Here is an 18,127-nt window from a genome sequence, read left to right as displayed (position 1 = left end):
CCGCTGTGTGCAATGGCGCACGGAACGTCGCGCGGCCGTCGCTAACAGGTATGCCCGGTCCGATAGACTGGGCGGATTACCGGGCACGAGCGAGCTTGCCGTTGAATCAGCGCGACACCGTTGCGTCATCCACCACCCGCGAAGCGCAGCGTCTGGCGCGGCTGGCGCTGTTGCAGGTGATCGACACCGACTCCGAACCGTTCTTCGATGCGCTGGCGGCGGCCGCGCAGGCCATCGCCGGCACGCCGATCGCGCTGGTGTCGCTGGTGGACGAGCATCGGCAATGGTGGAAGGCCAATATCGGCTTGCCCGGCGTGTCCGAGACCGCGCGCGAGCTGGCGTTCTGCGCCTACGCCATCCAGGACGATGCGGTGATGGAGGTGCCCGACGCCCCGGCCGACCCGCGCTTTTGCGACAACGCCTTGGTCACCGATGCGCCCGGCATCCGCTATTACGCCGGTGCCCCCATCGTGCTGTCCGATGGCCTGCGCATGGGCACGGTGTGCGTGATCGACCAGCGCCCGCGTCACCTGGAGCCGGCCCAGCTGGCGGCCTTGCAACAGCTTGCCAAGGTCGCCGCCGAAGGCCTGGAGCAGCGCCGCGAGATGCTCGAGCGCGCCGACACCAATGCCCGGCTGCAGCAGCGGCTGCGTGAGAGCGAGGCGTTCCTGGAACGCACCGGGCGGGTGGCCGGCGTGGGCGGTTGGGAAGTGGACGTTGGCACCAATACGCTGACCTGGTCGAATGAAACCTGCCGGCTGCACGACCTGCCGCCGGGCTACCAGCCCACCCTCGGCGAAGCCATCGCGTTCTATCCGCTGGAAGCGCGCGCGGTGATCACCGAGGCGGTGGATGCCTGCGTCAATGAGGGCATTGCCTGGGATCTGGAGCTGCCGTTGATCAGCAGCACCGGTCGCCACCTGTGGGTGCACAGCACCGGCGCGGTGGAACATGTGGATGGCCGCATGCGCCTGGTCGGCGCCATCCAGGACGTCACCGACCGGCACCGTGCGGTGGATGCGCTGGCGGCCAGCGAACGCAAATTCCGCAAGATGTTCCAGTACAGCCTGGGGCTGATCTGCACCCACGACATGGAGGGCCGCCTGATCAGCGTGAATCCGGCGGCGGCGCGCTCGCTGGGCCGCAGTGTGGAAGAGATGGAAGGCCGCTCGCTGTTCGAGCTGATCCGCCCGGAGCGACATGGCGGCCTGCGCGGCTACCTGTCGCGCATGGTGCTGGACGGCCAGGATTCGGGCGTGATCGAACTGGTGGCCGGCGATGGCAGCCTGCGTCACTGGAAATACCACAACGTGCTCGACGTGGAAGCCGACGCCACCCTGGTCCTGGCCCACGCCCAGGACATCACCAACCAGTATCAGCAGGAAAAACAGTTGCTGGAATGGTCGTTCACCGACCCGCTGACCAACTGCTCCAATCGCCGCCTGCTGGACGATCTGGACAGGCGCGATGCCAGCGTGCGCTGGGGCTGCGTGGTGGTGGACCTGGACAAGTTCAAACTGGTCAACGACACCTACGGCCATCAGCGCGGCGATGAAGTGCTGGTGCAGATGGCCTGGTTTCTCAACGATCCGCTGCGCCGCCAGGACCACCTGGTGCGGCTGGGCGGCGACGAATTCCTGGTGCTGCTGCACCAGGCCAGCGAGCAGCAGCTGCAAGAGCTGGTGCGCACCTACCTGGCCGCCGGCGACAACGCGCCAATCCAGTTCACGCTGGGCACGGCCTTGCGCCAGGAAGGCGAAGCGCTGACCGCGGTGGTCGACCGCGCCGACCATGCGCTCTACGCGCGCCGCCGCGCGCGCCGCGGCACCGGTGTCAGCCAGCAGCGATAGCGGCTGGCCTTGCAGGACCCTGGCCTCGGGCCTCGTGTTGGAGTCGGCCGGGCACTCCCTGGCCCGCGTGCGCTGGCCGGCGCCGCCGCCGCGCGCGCCCCGGCACTGGTGTCAGCGAGCAGCGACAGCGGCTGGTATTGCGGGACGGAAGTCGGCCGGGCAATCGCTGGCTCATGTGTGGGCCGGCCTGGTGTCGAGCTCGCTGTAAAACACGTGCCGCTGAATACGCAATCGCCTATCATGTAACCGTTTTCAACTACATGGATTGGAATGGACACCTTTGACCGCACCCAGCTCAGCCCCAAGTGGCAGTTCCGCTTCGACTTCTTCGACCGTCACGGCGGCCCCAAGGATCCTGCCTACAAGGAAGCGCTGAAGACACTGCCGTTCGGCGAGAAGCTCAAGGTCGGCATGAACTTCTACGCGCTGTTCTTCGGCTTCATCTACTTCTTCATCCTGGGCTTGTGGCGCAAGGCGTTGGGCTTGATCGGCATCGGGTTGGTGGTGGGCATCATTGCCTCGTTCCTGCCCGGTTCGCTGGGCAATGCTTTGAGCATCCCGCTGGCCCTGCTGGCCGGCATGAGCGCCAACTACGCCTACTACCTGGACAAGGTGAAGGACAGCACAAGCTTCAACCCGTTCGAAGGCATGCGCTGGTAAGTCACGGCCGCCAGGCGGCGGACCCTCCCACTGCCGCCCTGACGCCAAGCCCGGTTCGACGACCGGGCTTTTTTATGGGCGGCTCATAGACGGGCCGTACCCGCCGCTCCCTCCCACCGACCTCGTCCTCTGCCGTGCACACGTGTCAGAAGACGTCTGCTGCAACGGCGGCTGGCACCGCTCGCCGCCACTCGCCCTGCGCTTGCAGTTTCAGCTATTCCCCCGCAGCGCCTCCGGGTAGATCCACAGCGCCCGTCCGGCAATGGCTACCCACCCGGCTGCGTGCAGCAAGGATCCGCCATGCACTCAAGCCAGCTCACCCGTTGGTTCTGCCGACAACAGGCCTGGCACCAGGACTGAACCGATCAAGGCCTTGATCCAATTGAACTCCAATCCGAAGAGTCTGCTTGAGGCCGCCAGCCTTGTTGCGACGCGGCGTGGAGCATCGGACGCCGAATGCTTACTCTTTGCGTTCGGCTAGAGCACCCGCAAGTACTACGGCCGCGTAAGCCCGGCGATCACCTGGAACGTCAATCCTGGCTACCGCATCACTCCGGCGATGAAGCTCAACCTCTACGTCAACAACCTCTTCAACAGCACCGGCTACAACCACAAGGACCCGTACAAGCTCGATCACGAGTTCTACAACAGCCGCCTGTTCCGCCTGTTCCGCCCGGTCGGCCGCGAGATCGCGGCAGAATACGTGTTCGATTTCTAGAACGCAGTTGCGCGTGCCTGCCGGCGCCTCGGCGCGGCAGGCACGCTTCCCACCTGCGACGTTCGCGTCGCCCTCTCCCCCGAGGTGATTCCCGCATGTTGTCTGCCGTGTCCCGTGCCACCGCTGCATCGTCCCCGTCTTGCTCCTGGTGGCGCCGCGCCGCCGCCAGCCTGTGCCTGCTCGGCGTCACACTGGCCGGCCCGCTGGCTGCGCAGGACCCGGCACAGGTCAACACCTTCATCGGCAGCAAGGACGACGGCAATACCTTTCCCGGCGCGTCGGCCCCGTTCGGCCTGATCCAGGTCAGCCCGATCGGCGCCCACTACGCCGGCTGGCGCTACGACGACCCCAGCATCCGCGGCTTCGGCCATTCGTTCCTGTCGGGGGCCGGCTGCTGGGAGCAGGGTGGGCAGGTCTCGGTATTGCCGGTCACCGGCAGCATCGGCCCGGGCGGCGACTTCGATACCAGCGACGCCAAGGCCTTCGACCACAAGCGCTACGCCGCCCGCTACACCCACGACGGCGAAGTGGGCCAGGCCGGCTACTACAAGGTGCGGCTCACCGACTACGGCGGCATCGACGCCGAAGCCAGCGCGCTCACCCGCGCCGCTGCCGAGCGTTACACCTTCGCGCCCGGCGCCGACACCGGCCATGTGCTGATCAACGTGGCCCAGGCCAACGACCGCCACGTGGTGATCGGCAGCCAGGTGCAGATCGTTGGCGACCGCGTGGTCGAAGGCAAGCTGGTCACGCAAAGCTTCTGCGGCGGCCATGAATACACCACCTGGTTCCGGCTGGAATTCGACCGCCCGTTCACCGCGCACGGAGTGTGGGGCGAAGACGGCGGCGTACCCGGTGCGCGCCACGGCATGGGCGGCGAACTCAAGCCCAACGGCGCCTGGCTCAGCTTCCCGCTGGGCAAGGGCAAGGATGCGCGCGCGGTGACCGTGGTCAGCGCCATCTCGCACGTGGATGCCGAGGGTGCACGCAACAACCTGCGCGCCGACGGCATGCTCGGCGGCAAATTGCTGGGCCTGGAGCAGATGCGCCAGCGCGCGCAACAGGCCTGGCGCAAGGAACTGGCCAGCCTGCAGCTGGCCGGCGCCAGCGCCGACGATCGCACGGTGGCCTACACCGCGCTGTATCACGCCTTGTTGCAGCCGCTCACCGGCAGCGATGCCGATGGCCGCTACCGCGGCTTCGACGATGCGATCCATCGCGCCGATGGTTGGACCTACTACGAGTATTTCTCGCTGTGGGACACCTATCGCTCGCAGAACCAGCTGCTCGCCTTGCTGCAACCGGCGCGCGCGCGCGACATCGGCCGCTCGCTGCTGGCCATCCACGAGCAGGGCGGCTGGCTGCCGCGCTGGGGCTATGCCAACTTCGACACCAACATCATGACCGGCGATCCGGTCACGCCCTTCATGGTCGACCTGTGGCGCTTCGGCGCGCTGCAGGGCAACGAAGCCCAGGCCTACGCCGCGTTGCGCCAAAACGCCTTCGGCCAGCCGCCGATCAACTCGCGGCATTCGGGGCGCTCGGGCAACGCCAGTTATCTTGCCAATGGCTACGTGCAATACGACCGCGCCTTCCCCTCCAAGGGCATGGACGTGGACCCGCACCACGGCGGCTCGGCCACGCTGGAATACGCGCTGGCCGATTGCGCGCTGGCGCAGATGGCGCAGGCGCTCGGCCACCCCGACGACAGCGCGCTGCTACGCACACGCGGCGGCAACTGGCACAACGTCTGGGACGCCGGCGTGCGCGATGCGGACACCGGCTTCAGCGGCTTTCCGCGCCCGCGGCTGGAAGACGGCAGCTGGTACGCACCCTCGGACGATCACTACAGCCCACGCTCGCAGCACGGCTTCCACGAAGGCACCGCCTGGCAATACCAATGGCTGGTGCAGCAGGACATTCCCGGCATGCTGCAGGCCATGCACGGCAGCGAGCAGGCCGGCAAACGCCTGGACGCCTTCTTCGCCTACGAGGACCTGCTCAAGGATCCGCTCAACGGCGCGCGCACGCACTGGGTGGTCGGCCCGTACAGCTACTACAACCAGTACCGCTACAACCCCAACAACGAGCCGGACCTGCATGCGCCGTGGATGTACACGTTGATCGGCCAGCCATGGAAGACCGCCACCGTGGTGCGCGCTGCGCAGCAGTTGTTTACCAACGCACCCAACGGCGTCACCGGCAACGACGACCTCGGCACGATGTCGGCCTGGTACCTGTTCAGTGCGCTCGGCCTGTATCCGGCGGTGCCGGGCAGCGGGCAGTTCCTGCTGCACGCCCCGCGCTTCAAACGCGCCACGCTGGAGCTGGGCAACGGCAAGCGCCTGCGCATCGACGCACCTGGCGCGGACGGCCGCGCGCTGCAATACGTGGACAGCGTGCGTTTCAACGGTAGACCGCAGCGGCAGGTGTTCCTGGACTGGGCCCAGCTGCAGCAGGGCGGCACGCTGTCGGTTGCGCTCACCAGGCAGGCACCCACGCAAGGCTGGGGCACCCAGGCGGATGCACGTCCAACCTCGTTCTGCGCCACACCTGCAGCAGCGCAGTGAGCGCAAGCGTCGCTGCGTCGAGCGAGCGACGCCTGGCCTGAGCCGCTCTCCTTCGGGCGAGAAGGCGCTACTTGCGCGCCGTGGCGCGCGTGCGCTGGAGCACCCGCGGCGCAAGCGTGGACCAGTAGTGTGCAGCTTGAAGCCCCTCTCCTGGCGGAGAGGGGTTGGGGTGAGGGTACGGGGCAAAGCCACTGACCAAGGTGGATGACACCAGGCTTCGCCCGTCCCCTCATCCGGCCCTTCGGGCCCCCTTCTCCCCCATGCAGGGGGACAATGTCCCGCCGGGAGAACTACTCCACCTTCGCCAGCCGGCTATTGCGCCGCCCATAGGCCAGGTACACCAGCACGCCCAGCGCGTTCCACAGCAGAAACCAGCCCTGCGTGGTGCTCGGCAGGCTCCAGAACAGATACAGGCAGCCAAGGATCGCCACCGGTCCCACCACCCAGGCCAGCGGCGTGCGGAAAGCCCGCGCACGGCTGGGCTCGCGCACGCGCAACACCAGCAGGCACGCCGCCACCGCCGTAAACGCGGCCAACGTACCGGCGTTGGCCAGCGCGGCGATCTCGTCCAGCCGCGCCACACCCGCCAACGCGGCCACCAGCACCGCGGTGAACAAGGTGATCGCCACCGGCGTGCCAGTGCGTGCGTTGACCTTGGACAGGCCGCGCGGCAACAGGCCATCACGCGACATCACGAAGAAGATCCGGCTCTGCCCGTACAGGAATGCCAGCAGCACCGTCGGCAGCGCGATGATCGCCACCGCACCGATCACCAGCGCCGCCTTGCCGTGGCCGAGTTCGCGCATGATCAGCGCCAACGGCTCCGGGCTCTTGCCGAACACGGTAAAGCTCATCGCGCCCACCGCCGACAACGCCACCAGCACGTAGATCAGCGTGCAGCCGATCATCGAGCCGACGATGCCGATCGACAGATCGCGCCCCGGGTTCTTGGTCTCTTCGGCTGCGGTGGAAATGGCATCGAAGCCGTAGAAGGCAAAGAAGATGATCGCCGCTGCCGCCATCACCCCGCGCTCCACGCCATCCGGGCCCATCGCCTTGGAGAAGCCATACGGCATGAACGGCTGCAGGTTGGCGCTGTTGAACGCCGGCAGCGCGATCGCCACGAACACGCCCAACGCAATGATCTTCAACACCACCAGCACCGCGTTGAGCGTGGCGCTTTCCTTGGTGCCGGCCATCAGCATGCCGGCCACCAGGAAGGTGATCACCACCGCCGGCAGGTTCACGACGCCGCCGGCATGCGGCCCGGCAATCAAGGCATGCGGCAGATTGACCCCCAACCACTGCAGGAACCCGACGAAATAGCCCGACCAGCCCACCGCCACGGTGCTGACCACCAGCGAATATTCCAGCACCAGGCTCCAGCCCACCACCCAGGCGATGCTCTCGCCGAGCGCGGTATAGCTGTAGGTATAGGCGCTGCCGGCGGCCGGCATCATCGTGGCCATCTCCGCATACGCCAGTGCCGCGCAGGCGCACACGATGCCGGCCGCCACGAACGACAGCAGCACCGCCGGCCCGGCCTTGTCCGCGCCCACGCCGATCAAGGTGTAGATGCCGGTGCCCACGATCGCGCCGATGCCCAGCGCGATCAGGTGCGGCCAACTCAGGCTGCGCACCAGTTGCCGGCCAGCCTCGTGCACGGTGACCTGATCGATGGATTTGCGCCTGAGCCAAGACGACATGCGGACCTCGAAGGAACCAAAAGAATCCGCGAGTGTCGCCCAACGCGCTGCAGCAAAGCTATCGGTCCAAGGTCATGCGGCCGAAGCGGGCAGGGCACGCGCGTCGCCTGGCAGCAGAGCGACAAGTCGCACCCTCCATGCCGCGATTCCTGCAACGAGCGCGCCGTCGCCCGGGCCGAAACAGTCGGGTGCAGACCTTGTGGGGCTGCGTCCGGCTCGGGCGCACGCACAGGCAGGATGCGCAAGCGTCTGGCGGGACGTGACCCAAGTGCCGAGCGCGAGCGGCGTGGTGGCGGGCGCTGCTTACCGGGGGTGTGCCTGCGATCGGCACGCACGGCCGTGCAGGCGCTGCGCGGCCGCCAGGCCAACGCTGCCATGCAGCGACCCGCGCGACGGCGATGACCGCGCGATACGCCGTATGCCATGCGCACTCGCAGCGTCTGGCATGCGCCCTGCGGCCATGGCACGACGCATTCAAGGCGCCGTGCAGCCGTGGCGCTGAAAGCCCGCCCGGGTCTTCAACAGCGCGTAATACGCCGCAACCGCCGCCAGCGGCGGGCGCTCGATGGGACTGGCGAACCAGCGCTGCGTGGACACGCCCAGCATGATATCGGCCAAGGTAAAGCCCGCGCCCAGCACATAAGGCCCGGCGCGCTGCAGCTGCGCCTCCAGGATGGTCATGTGCCGGTTCCACTCGGACACGCTGGTCGCGATGCTGTGCAGATCGGTATGCGCTGCACTGCCGCGCACGGTGGCCATGAACGCGTAGCGCCATGCGGTGTTGAGTTCGGTGGCCTGCCAGTCCATCCATTGTTCGACCAGCGCGCGCGCGGCCGGCGCGGCCGGCAGCAGATCCGCGCGCTGGCTGTGTGCGGCCAGATAGCGGCAGATGGTGTTGGACTCCCACAACACCAGGTCGCCATCGCGCATCACCGGAACCAGGCCGTTCGGGTTGAGCGCCAGAAACTCGGGTGTGTCTACCGCGGCGAACCCGCTGCCATAGGCATGCAGGCGGTAGTCCAGCGCCAACTCGTCGCATAGCCACAGCACCTTGCGCACGTTGATCGATGTCGGCTTTCCGTAGATGTCCAGCATAGGCGCCCGAGGATGGATGTGGTGAGTGCGCGGAGACGACTGCGCTGGTTGCTGCGCTGCGTTTTGCGAATGCGTCGATGCATCATCGCAGCAGCACGGCTGCCGCGTCTGTGTTCAACGCAGCGGCTGCTGCAATGTGCAGTTGTATCTTCATGCAACCGTGCAGAGCGACGCGTGCAACCTGCTCGGTCGCCGCTCGCCTACAACGCACTCTTGTCCGCATCCCTGTCGCGCACGCTCTGGCTGATATACGTGCTCAAGCCGCGACCCGCCTTGGCCAGGCGCTGCATGGTCGCCACCACCTCGGCGCCGGCGCTGTCGGCGGTGTACACATAGGTTTGGCCACTGCCAAAGCGCACGGCGATCGCTCCGTCTGCCAACGCATAGGCCACAACGCCGGAGTGGCCTTGGCGATTGCCGTAGCGCTGCATCGACGGCAAGCGGCGGGCTGACATGCACGCAGGCCAGAAGCCGCGCAGTGACGGGCGCCTCAACGAGCGCGGCAGTCGCGCAGACCTATGCCGCGCTGCGATGGCATGTTGGTCGTAACCGACGCTTCGCCTTCCTCAACGGAATCGCCCTGGCGAGGCCGCCGAATCCACTACCGAAGCGTATCGATCCGGCAGCAGCGGGGCGCAGGAACGCCGATGCATCCGCTGCGGGCGCAATGCGCCTGGCCCGTCCAACGATACGTGCGGCTTGCCGAAGCGCGTGTCCATCCATCGCGTCCATCTTCCGGCGCAGCAGGTCAACGCGCATCGGAAGCCAGCGGGTACAACGCCGTCATCGCCTGGCAGCGCTGCGCGAACTCTGCATGCAGCTGGCGGATGGCGAGTGAGAACTGCTTGCGATGTGGGCAGACCAACTGCAGCGGCAGCCGGTCGCCGTATACGGGCAGCACCACCTCCAGACGCTCCGCCTGTACATCGGCGCAGACATCCAGCCACGATTTGTAGGCGATGCCTTCGCCGGCCACCGCCCACCGCCGCACCACGTCGGCGTCGTCGCACAGCATCGCCCCGCGTACCGGCACGGTCTGGCGGCGGCCATCGACCTCGAACTGCCAGCGCTCATACGGGCGCCCGGCCAGCACGTACAGCAGGCAGGCATGGTCGCGCAGTGCCTCCAGCGTGTCCGGTCGCCCATGCCGGCGCAGATAGTCCGGCGCGGCCACCAGCACCCGGCGGTTGTCCGGTGCCAAGGGCAGCGCCACATGCTCGGCATCGTCGATGCGCCCGAGCCGGAACGCCACATCCACCGGCGCGCGATACAGGTCCGCCACCTGGTCGGACAGGTGCAGGCGCAAGGTGAGCCGTGGATGCGCCGCGCGGAACGCGGTCAGCCAGGGCAGCAGCACGTTGCGTCCCAGATCCGAAGGCGCGGTCACCTGCAACAGCCCGTGCAGTGCCTGGTCGCCGCCGCGCACCTGCTCGTGCCCATCGCGCAGCAGCTCCAGCACCTGGCGTGCGTAGGGCAGGTATTGCTCGCCCTCGGCGGTGAGCCGCAGGCTGCGCGTGGAGCGCGCAAACAGGCGCAGGTCCAGCGCCCGCTCCAGCCGGGCGACGGCTGCACTCGCCTGGCCGGGCAGCAGGTCGGCCTCGCGCGCGGCGCTGGAAAAGCTGCCCAGCGCGGCGGTGCGCACGAACAGTGCCAGGTCATCGAACCGGACCATCTTCTCTCCAATGGTGAAACTGCTTGCGCAGTTTGCCGGTTTTTCCGGGAATCGCGATGGCGCACCCTGCAGTTCCCCGCTCAACGGTCAGCCCCATGAAAGCCATCGCCTATCCGCAACACGGCCTGCCCATCGACGACCCGCACGCGCTGGTCGCACTCGAGCTGCCGCTGCCCGAGCCCGGCCCGCGCGACCTGCGCGTGCGCATCCATGCCATCTCGGTCAATCCGGTCGACACCAAGGTGCGCGCCAATGCGCCGGTGGAGTCGCCGCGGGTGCTGGGCTGGGATGCCAGCGGCGTGGTCGATGCAGTGGGCAGCGAGGTGAGCCTGTTTCAACCTGGCGACCCGGTGTACTACGCCGGCGCGCTGACCCGCCCGGGCACCAATGCCGAATACCATCTGGTGGACGAGCGCCTGGTCGGCCGCAAGCCTGCCACGCTCGACGACGCGTCCGCCGCGGCGCTGCCGCTGACCGCCATCACCGCCTGGGAGCTGCTGTTCGACCGCCTGCGCATCGCCGAAGGCGGCGGCCAGGGCCAGGCCCTGCTGGTGGTCGGCGCCGCCGGTGGGGTCGGTTCGATCCTGGTGCAGCTGGCGCGCACGCTGACCAGGCTGACCGTGATCGGCACCGCCTCGCGCCCGCAGACCCAGGATTGGGTGTATGCGCTCGGTGCCCACCATGTCATCGACCACACCCAGCCGCTCAGCGAGGGCTTGCAGCGCATCGGCATCGCCCAGGTCCAGCACGTCGCCAGCCTGACCCACACCGACCAGCACTTCACTCAGCTGGTCGACGTGCTCGCGCCGCAGGGCCAGCTTGCGCTGATCGACGACCCGGCCACGCTGGATGTGCTGCCGCTCAAGCGCAAGAGCGCGTCGCTGCACTGGGAATTCATGTTCACCCGCTCGCTGTTCGCCACCGACGACATGATCGCCCAGCACCACCTGCTCAACCGCGTTGCCGCGCTGGTGGACAGCGGCACGCTGCGCAGCACGCTGGGCGAGCACTACGGCCGCATCAGCGTCGACAACCTGCGCCGCGCCCACGCCGCCCTGGAATCGCATCGCACCCGCGGCAAGCTGGTACTGGAAGGGTTCTGACTGCAGCCAGGCATCGATCGCGCCATGTTCCGGTGCGCCGAGCAATGCGTGCTTGCCGTAGAGCGGGCGTCTGGGCGGGGTCGGCCTCGAACAGGGCCGGGCGCAGCGCGATGCACAGGACGCGGCGCACTGCAGTGTCCAGCCGCCGCCCGGAATCGCCGACGTGCAGCGCCCGGGAGCCGCTACGCGTCAGTGTCTCTGGCGACGTGTCGCCGCGTGCAATCCTGCCGGGCGCAGGTCGTGCGATCGCCAGACACGGCATTGCGCACGCGCACCGCTGGGCGATGTGCATTGCGGAGCGATATGCGCCAGGTCGTCGTGGGCGACTGCGCGCGTCGCAGTACGTCATGCGGCGATCGTGTCGGTCCGACGATGCGACCGAAGCGATGTCGTTGCCGGATGGCCTGCATGGTCCTCTGCGACGACCGCCGCGCTCATCCCGCGCGCAGGCGATCGCCACCGCTTGCAGATCGCAGCTGTCGGCGCGTGGCAACGATTGGCTACCGACAAGCTAAGTGGCGCACGGCCCGGCTCGCCACGCCGTTAGCCGCACTGAAGTCGCCGATGCGCATTGCCGCAGGCGCAACGTCCCGAGCGCCTGCGGCCTGATCACCGACCACCCAGGCCGCCTCGCACCGACGCAGCCGCTGCGACCGGCCCGGCTACACTGCACGCATGTCATCCGAATCCCTGATCCTTCTCGGACTCCTCGTGGTAGTCCTGGTGTTGCAGCTGCTGGCCCTGCTGCGGCGTCCCTCCACCACTGCGCTGGAGCATGCGCTGCGCAGCGAACAACGTGACGGCCGCGGCGAACTGCGCGAGCAGCTCGAAGGCCTGGCGCGCCAGCAGGACGGCCGCCTGGAAACCTTTGCGCGCAATCTCACCGAACTGTCCACCCGCACCGACCAGCGCCTGGACCTGCTGCGCGATGCGCTTGGCGAAGACGCCCGCAAGGCGCGCGAGGAAAGCGCCCTCGCGCAACAACGTACCGGCGAACTGCTCACCCTGCGGCTGACCGAATTGCGCACCCAGCTCGATGGCTTCGGCCAGCAGCAGGAAACCCGCATCCAGGTGTTCGGCCAGCAACTGACCGAGCTGATCGCACGCACCGACACCCATATGGCCGCGCTGCGCGACGCGCTGGCCGAAGATGCCCGCAAGAGCCGGCAAGAGGCCGGCGAGTCGCAGCAGCGCTTCACCGAGGCGCTGGGCCAACGCCTGACCGAACTCACCCAGCGCAACGAACTGCGCATCGGCGAAATGCGCGCCACGCTGGAACAACAGCTGGCCAACCTGCAGAACGACAACGCCAGCAAGCTGGAACTGATGCGCGCCACCGTCGACGAAAAACTGCAGACCACGCTCAATACACGCCTGGATGCCTCCTTCAAACTCGTCTCCGAGCGCCTGGAGCAGGTGCAGCGCGGCCTGGGCGAAATGCAGCAGCTGGCCACCGGCGTCGGCGATCTCAAGCGCGTGCTGAGCAACGTCAAGGACCGCGGCGGCTGGGGCGAAGTGCAGCTGGAGAACATCCTCGAGCAGACGCTGACGATGGAGCAGTACGCGCGCGGCGTGCGGGTCAAACCCGACAGCGCTGAAGCAGTGGACTTCGCGATCCGCCTGCCAGGGCGCGGCGATGACACGGTGGTGTGGTTGCCGGTCGACGCCAAGTTCCCGCGCGAGGACTACGAACGGCTGATCGACGCGCAGGAAAAAGGCGACCTGGACGCGATCAAGAATTCCACCGCGCAGCTGGAGCGCGCCATCCGCGTGCAGGCCAAATCCATCAGCGACAAGTACGTTTGCCCGCCGCACACGACGGATTTCGCGGTGATGTTCCTGCCGACCGAAGGCCTGTACGCCGAGGTCATCCGCCGCGCCGGCCTGGTCGATCTGCTGCAGCGTGAACATCGCGTGGTACTGGCCGGCCCGACCACGTTTACCGCCCTGCTCAACAGCCTGCAGATGGGCTTCCGCACGCTGGCGATCGAAAAGCGCTCCAGCGAGGTCTGGCAGGTGCTGGGCGCGGTGAAGAGCGAGTTCGGCAAGTTCGCCGGCATTCTGGAGAAGGCCGAGCGGCAGATCAGCACCGTCGGCAAGAGCCTGGGCGAGGCCAGCCGCAAGACCCGCACCATCGAACGCCGCCTGCGTGGCGTGGAAACGCTCTCCGGCGACCAATCCCAGGCGCTGCTGGACGATGCCGCGAACGGCATCGACGACGACCCCGGCGACGAGCAGGAATGATCCACCCTCAGACGCCAGCCCACACCCAGCACACGTAGGAGCGCACCCGGGCGCGACAGGGCATTACCGATAACGCCTCGTCGCGCCCAGGTCCGCTCCTACAACGCTGGCTGCAGCAAACGGCAATGGCCCGACGCTACTTCCAGCGACAGGCAGCAGCGATCCACAGATGGCATCGCAACAACCAACAGACAGCCCACCGTAGGAGCGCACCCGGGCGCGACAGGACATTACCGATAACGCCTCGTCGCACCCAGGTGCGCTCCTACAACGGCATATTTTTTTGGCATCCCATGCCGACCACGCCACGCAGACATCGCCACCGCGATGCTTGTAGGCCCCTTGTCCCAGAGAGATTCCCATGGCGGCCCGATGGATCCACCCGATGTTGTGCGCGCTGCTGCTGGCCGCATGTAGCAATACGCCTGCCGCCAAGTCCGGCGTTGCAGCGAGCGCGCCACCGGCTGCGAACGCAGGTTCCACCGATGATGCTGCCGCCTGCACCGCAAAAGGCGGCCAACTGCGCCCGGTAGGCCGCATGCAGATTCCGCGTTGCATCGTGCCGTATGCCGATGCCGGCAAGACCTGCACCGACAATGCCGAGTGCAGCGGCGATTGCCTGGCCACCAGCATCGTGCCGACCGGTACCGCCACCACCGGCACCTGCCAGCGCGACAGCGACCGCTTCGGTTGCCGCCAGGAAGTGATCGGCGGCATGGGCCAGGCCGCGTTGTGCATCGATTGATGGCTTCAAATATGTCCAAGCGCTTGCACGGGCCGATCAGCCGCTTGGCCCGTGCGCGTCGCTGGAGATAACTGCAAGCGCCATGAGCCAGCCGCGTCGCTCGCGCCATTTGGCGGTTTATGCTCTCGGCTCTACCTGTCCAGGACGTATCGATGAGCCAGACGCTGTACGACATCCCCGTGGCCCGCATCGACGGTGAGCCCGCCACGCTGGCCGACTACCGCGGCAAGGTGCTGCTGGTGGTCAACGTCGCCTCCAAGTGCGGCCTCACCCCGCAATACGAAGGCCTGGAAGCGCTGTACCGCGACAAGCACGCCGCGGGTCTGGAAGTGCTGGCGTTCCCGGCCAACGACTTCAACGGACAGGAGCCCGGCAGCGAGGCGGAGATCGCGCAGTTCTGCCAGCTCACCTACGACGTCACCTTCCCGCTGTTCTCCAAGATCGCCGTCACCGGTACCGACACCCATCCGCTGTATCAGGCCCTGACCAGCGCACGCCCGAGCGCCACCGGCGATGGCCCGATGCGCGAGAAACTCGCCGGCTACGGCATTGCCGCAAACCCCGCGCCGGGCGTGCTGTGGAACTTCGAAAAATTCCTGGTCGGCCGCGACGGCACGGTTATCGAGCGCTTCGCTCCCGACGTGCCGGCAGACGATGCGCGCTTGCGTCAGGCAGTGGATGCGGCACTGGCCGCCACTGCATGACGCAGGCAGTCGTCCTTCAATGCCAGGCAAGTTACTCGTTCGAGCCGGTGTTCTGATGCTTATCCTGAGCAGCGCCCTTGCCTGTGTAACGGGCGTGGTGCTGCTGTATCACAGCCGCCTGGCCAATCCATGTCCTGATGGCGCGCTCATCAATGGCGAGCCGGCAACTTGCTTTTACCGTGTCCAATGGACCACAGGATGGCCAATGGTGGCGGTTGCGCTTGTGGTCGGTTTTGCGTTTTGCCTGTTGTCTTCGTGGCTCTCGTTCAAAATTCAAGGTCTCCGCAAGCGGATGTGACCACGCCTAAACAGTTTTTCTGTGGTCTTTCGATCAAAGAACGAGACCAGATGTCTGCATCGAGTCCGTCGGACCCAGGCCAGGGACGGAATCAAGCGCGGTCACGCGGCAGTCAATGATGGACATCCACACGAAGCAAAAAAAGCCCGGGATCGCTCCCGGGCTTTCGTATTGATTGCAAACCGCAGCGCAGCCGATCAACGCACCCAGTTGGGAATCGGCATCGCATCCACCGGCACCGTGCTGTCCTTGTCTTCGCGCAGGTAGTCGGGCAGCTCGTTGTTCTTGTCGCGATGGCTGCGCAGATCGCGCACGATCTGGTAGTTGCGGCGCTGCATCCACGCATCGCGGGTCAGTGCGTATTCGTCCGGTGCCTGGTCGCGCAGCGAATCCAGCGACATCAGCTGCGAGCGCGTATCCACCAGCTGCAGGCCCTGCAGGGCGAAACGCGCGCCGCTGTCGTCGACCTGACGCAACGGCGAGAGCGGAATGTCGCCGCCCAGGCCGAAGGTGTCGCGTACGGTGCGTGGGCCGAACAGCGGCAACTCGAAGTAGCGCGAATTGCGCCAGCCCCACACACCCAGGGTCTGACCGAAGTCTTCGCTGCGACGCGGAATGCCGGCTGCGGAGGCCGGGTCGAACAGGCCGGCCACGCCCAGCGTGGAATTCATCACGAAGCGGCCCAGCGACTGCACCGCATACACCGGGTGGCCCTGCAGCAGCTGGTTGACCATGGTCAGCGGCGTGCCGAGATTGTCGAAGAAGTTGGTCACGCCCAGGCGGGCCGGACGCGGCACCACCTTGGTGTAGCCGGTGGCCAACGGACGCGCCACGCCACGGTCCACCGCCAGGTTGAAGCGGTGCATGCCGCGGTTGTAGCGCTCCCACGGGTCGTAGGCCGGTGCGGCGCCCGGCTGTGCCGGCGCACCGTCGGCGCCGGCCTGCGGGGTGGCTGTGCCATACAGCGCAGCGAAGTCGTCTTCGGCCGAGGTCGGCGCACCTGCCGCGTCGGTACCGGCATCGCCAGCGGGTTGCTGGGCGGGCGCCGCGGCCACGCTGGCAGGCACCGCATCGGGCGCGGCAAAACCGGCGGCGGCCGGTTGCGCGGTCACTCCGGAATCGTCACGCACCGGTGCTTCCGTACTGGATGGGGTATCGGCACTGGCCGACGGCGGCGCCGACTTCGGCGCCTGGCTGGCGCAGGCGCCCAGCAACAGGCAGGCCAGCAAGGGGAGGGGGCGTAACTGGGTCATGGCGTGGCGCTCAGGCCTGAAAATCGAGAGTGGGAGACAAGCGATAGGCGGCGCGCAATTCGTCCAGACCGGACGCCTCGCCCACCACCGCCACCGTGCCGTTGCCGCGTAGCCGCGCGGCCAGTTCGGCCAGCATCGCAACGCCGGCACTGTCCAGGCGTTGTACACCTGTCAGGTCCAGCGTGCGAACGCCATCGAGCTGGGCGATCGCCTGCGGCCAGGCCGCAGTGACCGCGGTACGGTCGAGCACGCCGCTCAGCGCCAGCGTGTCGCCGTTGCGTTGCACGGTGCTGTTACTTGCCATTGGCCGGTGCCGCACCGACCTGCAGGTTGCCGCTGCGCAGATCGGCGGCGACCTTGGCGATGCCCTTCTCGCGCAACGGGCCATCGAACTGGGTCTTGAAGGTCTGTACGTAGGAAATGCCTTCGATCATCACGTCGAAGATCTTCCACTGGCCACCGCTGTTGCGCATCAGGTAATCGACCGGGGTCGGGTCGTTGCCGGCACGCAGCAGGTCGGTGGAGACCTTGACGCCGCGGTTGCCCGGCAGCGCGCTCTCGGACTTGGCGCGGAAGGTCGGCTTGCCTTCGAAGTTGAGCAGCGCAGTGCCGTAGCGCTGCATCAGGTTCTCGGCCAGTGCGTCGGCAAACAGCTTGATGTCCGCGTCGGAGGCGCCACGGCCGTGCACGCCCAGCACCAGGCGGGCGGAGTAGTCGCGGTCGAAGGCCTTGTTCAATTCGCCGTTGATGTACTGGCGCAGGGCGGCCGGGTTGCTGCGGAACTCGGCGCGGCGCTGGTCCAGCGTGCTCAGGATGCGGGTGCTGCTGTCGATGACGGTCTTGGTGGCCGCGCCCTGCGCAGGCGCGCTGGCGGCAGCCGGCTGCGCCAGCACGGTGGCCGGTGCGCACACCAGCAGGGTCGAGGCCAGGACGGCGGAGAGCAGGGTGGTCTTCATTGGTGTGGTTCCGTGGAGGGAGGAGCGGGCTGGGCAGGCGCGGGGGCCTGGCCATTGGTGGCGGCCGGGGCATTGCTGCCACCACTACCGCCACCACTGAACATGTACTTGCCGACCAGCTGCAGCAGATCCACCGCCGGTTGGGTGAAGCCGATCTCTTCGCCCGGCTTGAGCGTGTCCGGGTCGCCGCCCGGCTGCAGGCCGATATAGCTCTCGCCCAGCAAGCCGCTGGTGAAGATACCGGCCGAGGTGTCGGCGGGGAGGTCCTTGTATTTGGTGTCCAGCGACAGCGTCACCACCGAATCGAACTTGGTCGGATCCAGGCTGATCTCGGACACCTTGCCGATGGTCACCCCGCCGATCTTCACCGGCGCCTGCGCGCGCAGCTGGCCGATCTGGCTGAAGCGCGCGGTCAGCGTGTACTGGCTGGACCCGAAGCCCCAGCGTTGATTGGTCGAGGCCACCGCCAGCACCAGCAGCGAGGCCAGGGTCAGCAGCAAAAAGGCGCCGACGGCGAATTCGAGTCGTGGTCCACGCATGGCCATGGGCTATC

The 18,127-nt window shown here is 67.3% G+C and carries 16 protein-coding genes and 1 pseudogene; 9 read left to right on the top strand and 8 right to left on the bottom strand.

Annotation, left to right across the window (positions count from 1 at the left end; translation table 11 throughout):
- Window positions 1–101: 101 nt before the first annotated feature.
- The 4 genes and pseudogenes from FHY18_RS18640 (at window position 102) to FHY18_RS18625 (ending at window position 5,798) form a co-directional block, all read left to right on the top strand.
- Window positions 102–1,850, top strand: coding sequence for a diguanylate cyclase (locus FHY18_RS18640; protein WP_259159303.1), 1,749 nt, complete (start codon window positions 102–104; stop codon window positions 1,848–1,850).
- Window positions 1,851–2,120: 270 nt separating this feature from the next.
- A complete protein-coding gene (locus FHY18_RS18635; RefSeq protein WP_259158768.1) occupies window positions 2,121–2,510 on the top strand; it encodes a DUF2628 domain-containing protein in 390 nt (129 codons plus the stop codon).
- A gap of 472 nt (window positions 2,511–2,982) precedes the next feature.
- Window positions 2,983–3,228: pseudogene (locus FHY18_RS18630) on the top strand (hypothetical protein); the annotation flags it as partial.
- 95 nt (window positions 3,229–3,323) lie between these two features.
- Window positions 3,324–5,798, top strand: a complete 2,475-nt coding sequence (locus FHY18_RS18625; protein ID WP_259158766.1) for a GH92 family glycosyl hydrolase — start codon at window positions 3,324–3,326, stop codon at window positions 5,796–5,798.
- A 290-nt stretch (window positions 5,799–6,088) separates the two neighbouring features.
- Here FHY18_RS18625 and FHY18_RS18620 read toward each other — a convergent pair whose 3' ends face one another.
- The 4 genes from FHY18_RS18620 to FHY18_RS18605 form a co-directional block, all read right to left on the bottom strand.
- A complete protein-coding gene (locus FHY18_RS18620) occupies window positions 6,089–7,504 on the bottom strand; it encodes an amino acid permease (protein WP_259158760.1) in 1,416 nt (471 codons plus the stop codon).
- Window positions 7,505–7,978: 474 nt separating this feature from the next.
- Entirely contained in the window at window positions 7,979–8,599 is a 621-nt protein-coding gene (locus FHY18_RS18615) for a glutathione S-transferase (protein ID WP_259158754.1), read from the bottom strand.
- A gap of 200 nt (window positions 8,600–8,799) precedes the next feature.
- Window positions 8,800–9,030: a hypothetical protein gene (locus tag FHY18_RS18610; protein ID WP_259159301.1), complete on the bottom strand. Its 231-nt coding sequence runs from the start codon at window positions 9,028–9,030 to the stop codon at window positions 8,800–8,802.
- 317 nt (window positions 9,031–9,347) lie between these two features.
- Window positions 9,348–10,271 (bottom strand): LysR family transcriptional regulator, encoded by a 924-nt coding sequence (locus FHY18_RS18605; RefSeq protein WP_259158751.1) that lies wholly within the window; start codon window positions 10,269–10,271, stop codon window positions 9,348–9,350.
- Between the two features lie 95 nt (window positions 10,272–10,366).
- On the opposite strand from FHY18_RS18605, the gene FHY18_RS18600 reads away from it, so the two are divergent.
- The 5 genes from FHY18_RS18600 to FHY18_RS18580 all read left to right on the top strand — a co-directional run bounded on the left by FHY18_RS18600 (window position 10,367) and on the right by FHY18_RS18580 (window position 15,365).
- Complete coding sequence (locus FHY18_RS18600) at window positions 10,367–11,374, top strand: zinc-binding alcohol dehydrogenase family protein (RefSeq protein WP_259158748.1); 1,008 nt, start codon at window positions 10,367–10,369, stop codon at window positions 11,372–11,374.
- A 723-nt stretch (window positions 11,375–12,097) separates the two neighbouring features.
- Window positions 12,098–13,618 (top strand): DNA recombination protein RmuC, encoded by a 1,521-nt coding sequence (rmuC, locus tag FHY18_RS18595; protein WP_259159300.1) that lies wholly within the window; start codon window positions 12,098–12,100, stop codon window positions 13,616–13,618.
- Window positions 13,619–13,979: 361 nt separating this feature from the next.
- The gene (locus tag FHY18_RS18590; protein ID WP_259158737.1) at window positions 13,980–14,363 is read left to right on the top strand and encodes a hypothetical protein; all 384 of its coding nucleotides are present in this window, start codon (window positions 13,980–13,982) and stop codon (window positions 14,361–14,363) included.
- A gap of 152 nt (window positions 14,364–14,515) precedes the next feature.
- On the top strand, window positions 14,516–15,067 hold the full coding sequence (locus tag FHY18_RS18585) for a glutathione peroxidase (protein WP_259158735.1): 552 nt from the start codon (window positions 14,516–14,518) through the stop codon (window positions 15,065–15,067).
- A gap of 55 nt (window positions 15,068–15,122) precedes the next feature.
- Window positions 15,123–15,365, top strand: coding sequence for a hypothetical protein (locus FHY18_RS18580; protein ID WP_259158732.1), 243 nt, complete (start codon window positions 15,123–15,125; stop codon window positions 15,363–15,365).
- A 197-nt stretch (window positions 15,366–15,562) separates the two neighbouring features.
- Here the strand turns inward: FHY18_RS18580 and FHY18_RS18575 are convergent, their stop codons facing one another.
- From FHY18_RS18575 to mlaD, 4 genes are read right to left on the bottom strand one after another with little or no spacing between them, the layout of a single operon-like run.
- Window positions 15,563–16,618 (bottom strand): VacJ family lipoprotein, encoded by a 1,056-nt coding sequence (locus FHY18_RS18575; protein WP_259158730.1) that lies wholly within the window; start codon window positions 16,616–16,618, stop codon window positions 15,563–15,565.
- A gap of 10 nt (window positions 16,619–16,628) precedes the next feature.
- Window positions 16,629–16,922, bottom strand: a complete 294-nt coding sequence (locus FHY18_RS18570; protein ID WP_259158728.1) for an STAS domain-containing protein — start codon at window positions 16,920–16,922, stop codon at window positions 16,629–16,631.
- On the bottom strand, window positions 16,912–17,574 hold the full coding sequence (locus FHY18_RS18565; protein WP_259158720.1) for an ABC transporter substrate-binding protein: 663 nt from the start codon (window positions 17,572–17,574) through the stop codon (window positions 16,912–16,914). Before FHY18_RS18565 ends, FHY18_RS18570 begins: the two co-directional genes overlap by 11 nt.
- A complete protein-coding gene (mlaD, locus tag FHY18_RS18560) occupies window positions 17,571–18,119 on the bottom strand; it encodes an outer membrane lipid asymmetry maintenance protein MlaD (RefSeq protein WP_259158713.1) in 549 nt (182 codons plus the stop codon). Before mlaD ends, FHY18_RS18565 begins: the two co-directional genes overlap by 4 nt.
- Between the last annotated feature and the right edge of the window lie 8 nt (window positions 18,120–18,127).

The organism is Xanthomonas sp. 3793 (assembly GCF_024806835.1).
Lineage (GTDB): Bacteria > Pseudomonadota > Gammaproteobacteria > Xanthomonadales > Xanthomonadaceae > Xanthomonas > Xanthomonas arboricola_F.
The sequence above is the reverse complement of the archived record's forward strand: the minus strand, read 5'-3'. Positions and strand labels throughout refer to the sequence as shown.

Coding starts and splice junctions, on each gene's coding strand:
- FHY18_RS18635 (WP_259158768.1), top strand. CDS start 2,121: ATGGACACCTTTGACCGCACCCAGCTCAGCCCCAAGTGGCAGTTCCGC.
- FHY18_RS18625 (WP_259158766.1), top strand. CDS start 3,324: ATGTTGTCTGCCGTGTCCCGTGCCACCGCTGCATCGTCCCCGTCTTGC.
- FHY18_RS18620 (WP_259158760.1), bottom strand. CDS start 7,504: ATGTCGTCTTGGCTCAGGCGCAAATCCATCGATCAGGTCACCGTGCAC.
- FHY18_RS18615 (WP_259158754.1), bottom strand. CDS start 8,599: ATGCTGGACATCTACGGAAAGCCGACATCGATCAACGTGCGCAAGGTG.
- FHY18_RS18610 (WP_259159301.1), bottom strand. CDS start 9,030: ATGCAGCGCTACGGCAATCGCCAAGGCCACTCCGGCGTTGTGGCCTAT.
- FHY18_RS18605 (WP_259158751.1), bottom strand. CDS start 10,271: ATGGTCCGGTTCGATGACCTGGCACTGTTCGTGCGCACCGCCGCGCTG.
- FHY18_RS18600 (WP_259158748.1), top strand. CDS start 10,367: ATGAAAGCCATCGCCTATCCGCAACACGGCCTGCCCATCGACGACCCG.
- FHY18_RS18590 (WP_259158737.1), top strand. CDS start 13,980: ATGGCGGCCCGATGGATCCACCCGATGTTGTGCGCGCTGCTGCTGGCC.
- FHY18_RS18585 (WP_259158735.1), top strand. CDS start 14,516: ATGAGCCAGACGCTGTACGACATCCCCGTGGCCCGCATCGACGGTGAG.
- FHY18_RS18580 (WP_259158732.1), top strand. CDS start 15,123: ATGCTTATCCTGAGCAGCGCCCTTGCCTGTGTAACGGGCGTGGTGCTG.
- FHY18_RS18575 (WP_259158730.1), bottom strand. CDS start 16,618: ATGACCCAGTTACGCCCCCTCCCCTTGCTGGCCTGCCTGTTGCTGGGC.
- FHY18_RS18570 (WP_259158728.1), bottom strand. CDS start 16,922: ATGGCAAGTAACAGCACCGTGCAACGCAACGGCGACACGCTGGCGCTG.
- FHY18_RS18565 (WP_259158720.1), bottom strand. CDS start 17,574: ATGAAGACCACCCTGCTCTCCGCCGTCCTGGCCTCGACCCTGCTGGTG.
- mlaD (WP_259158713.1), bottom strand. CDS start 18,119: ATGGCCATGCGTGGACCACGACTCGAATTCGCCGTCGGCGCCTTTTTG.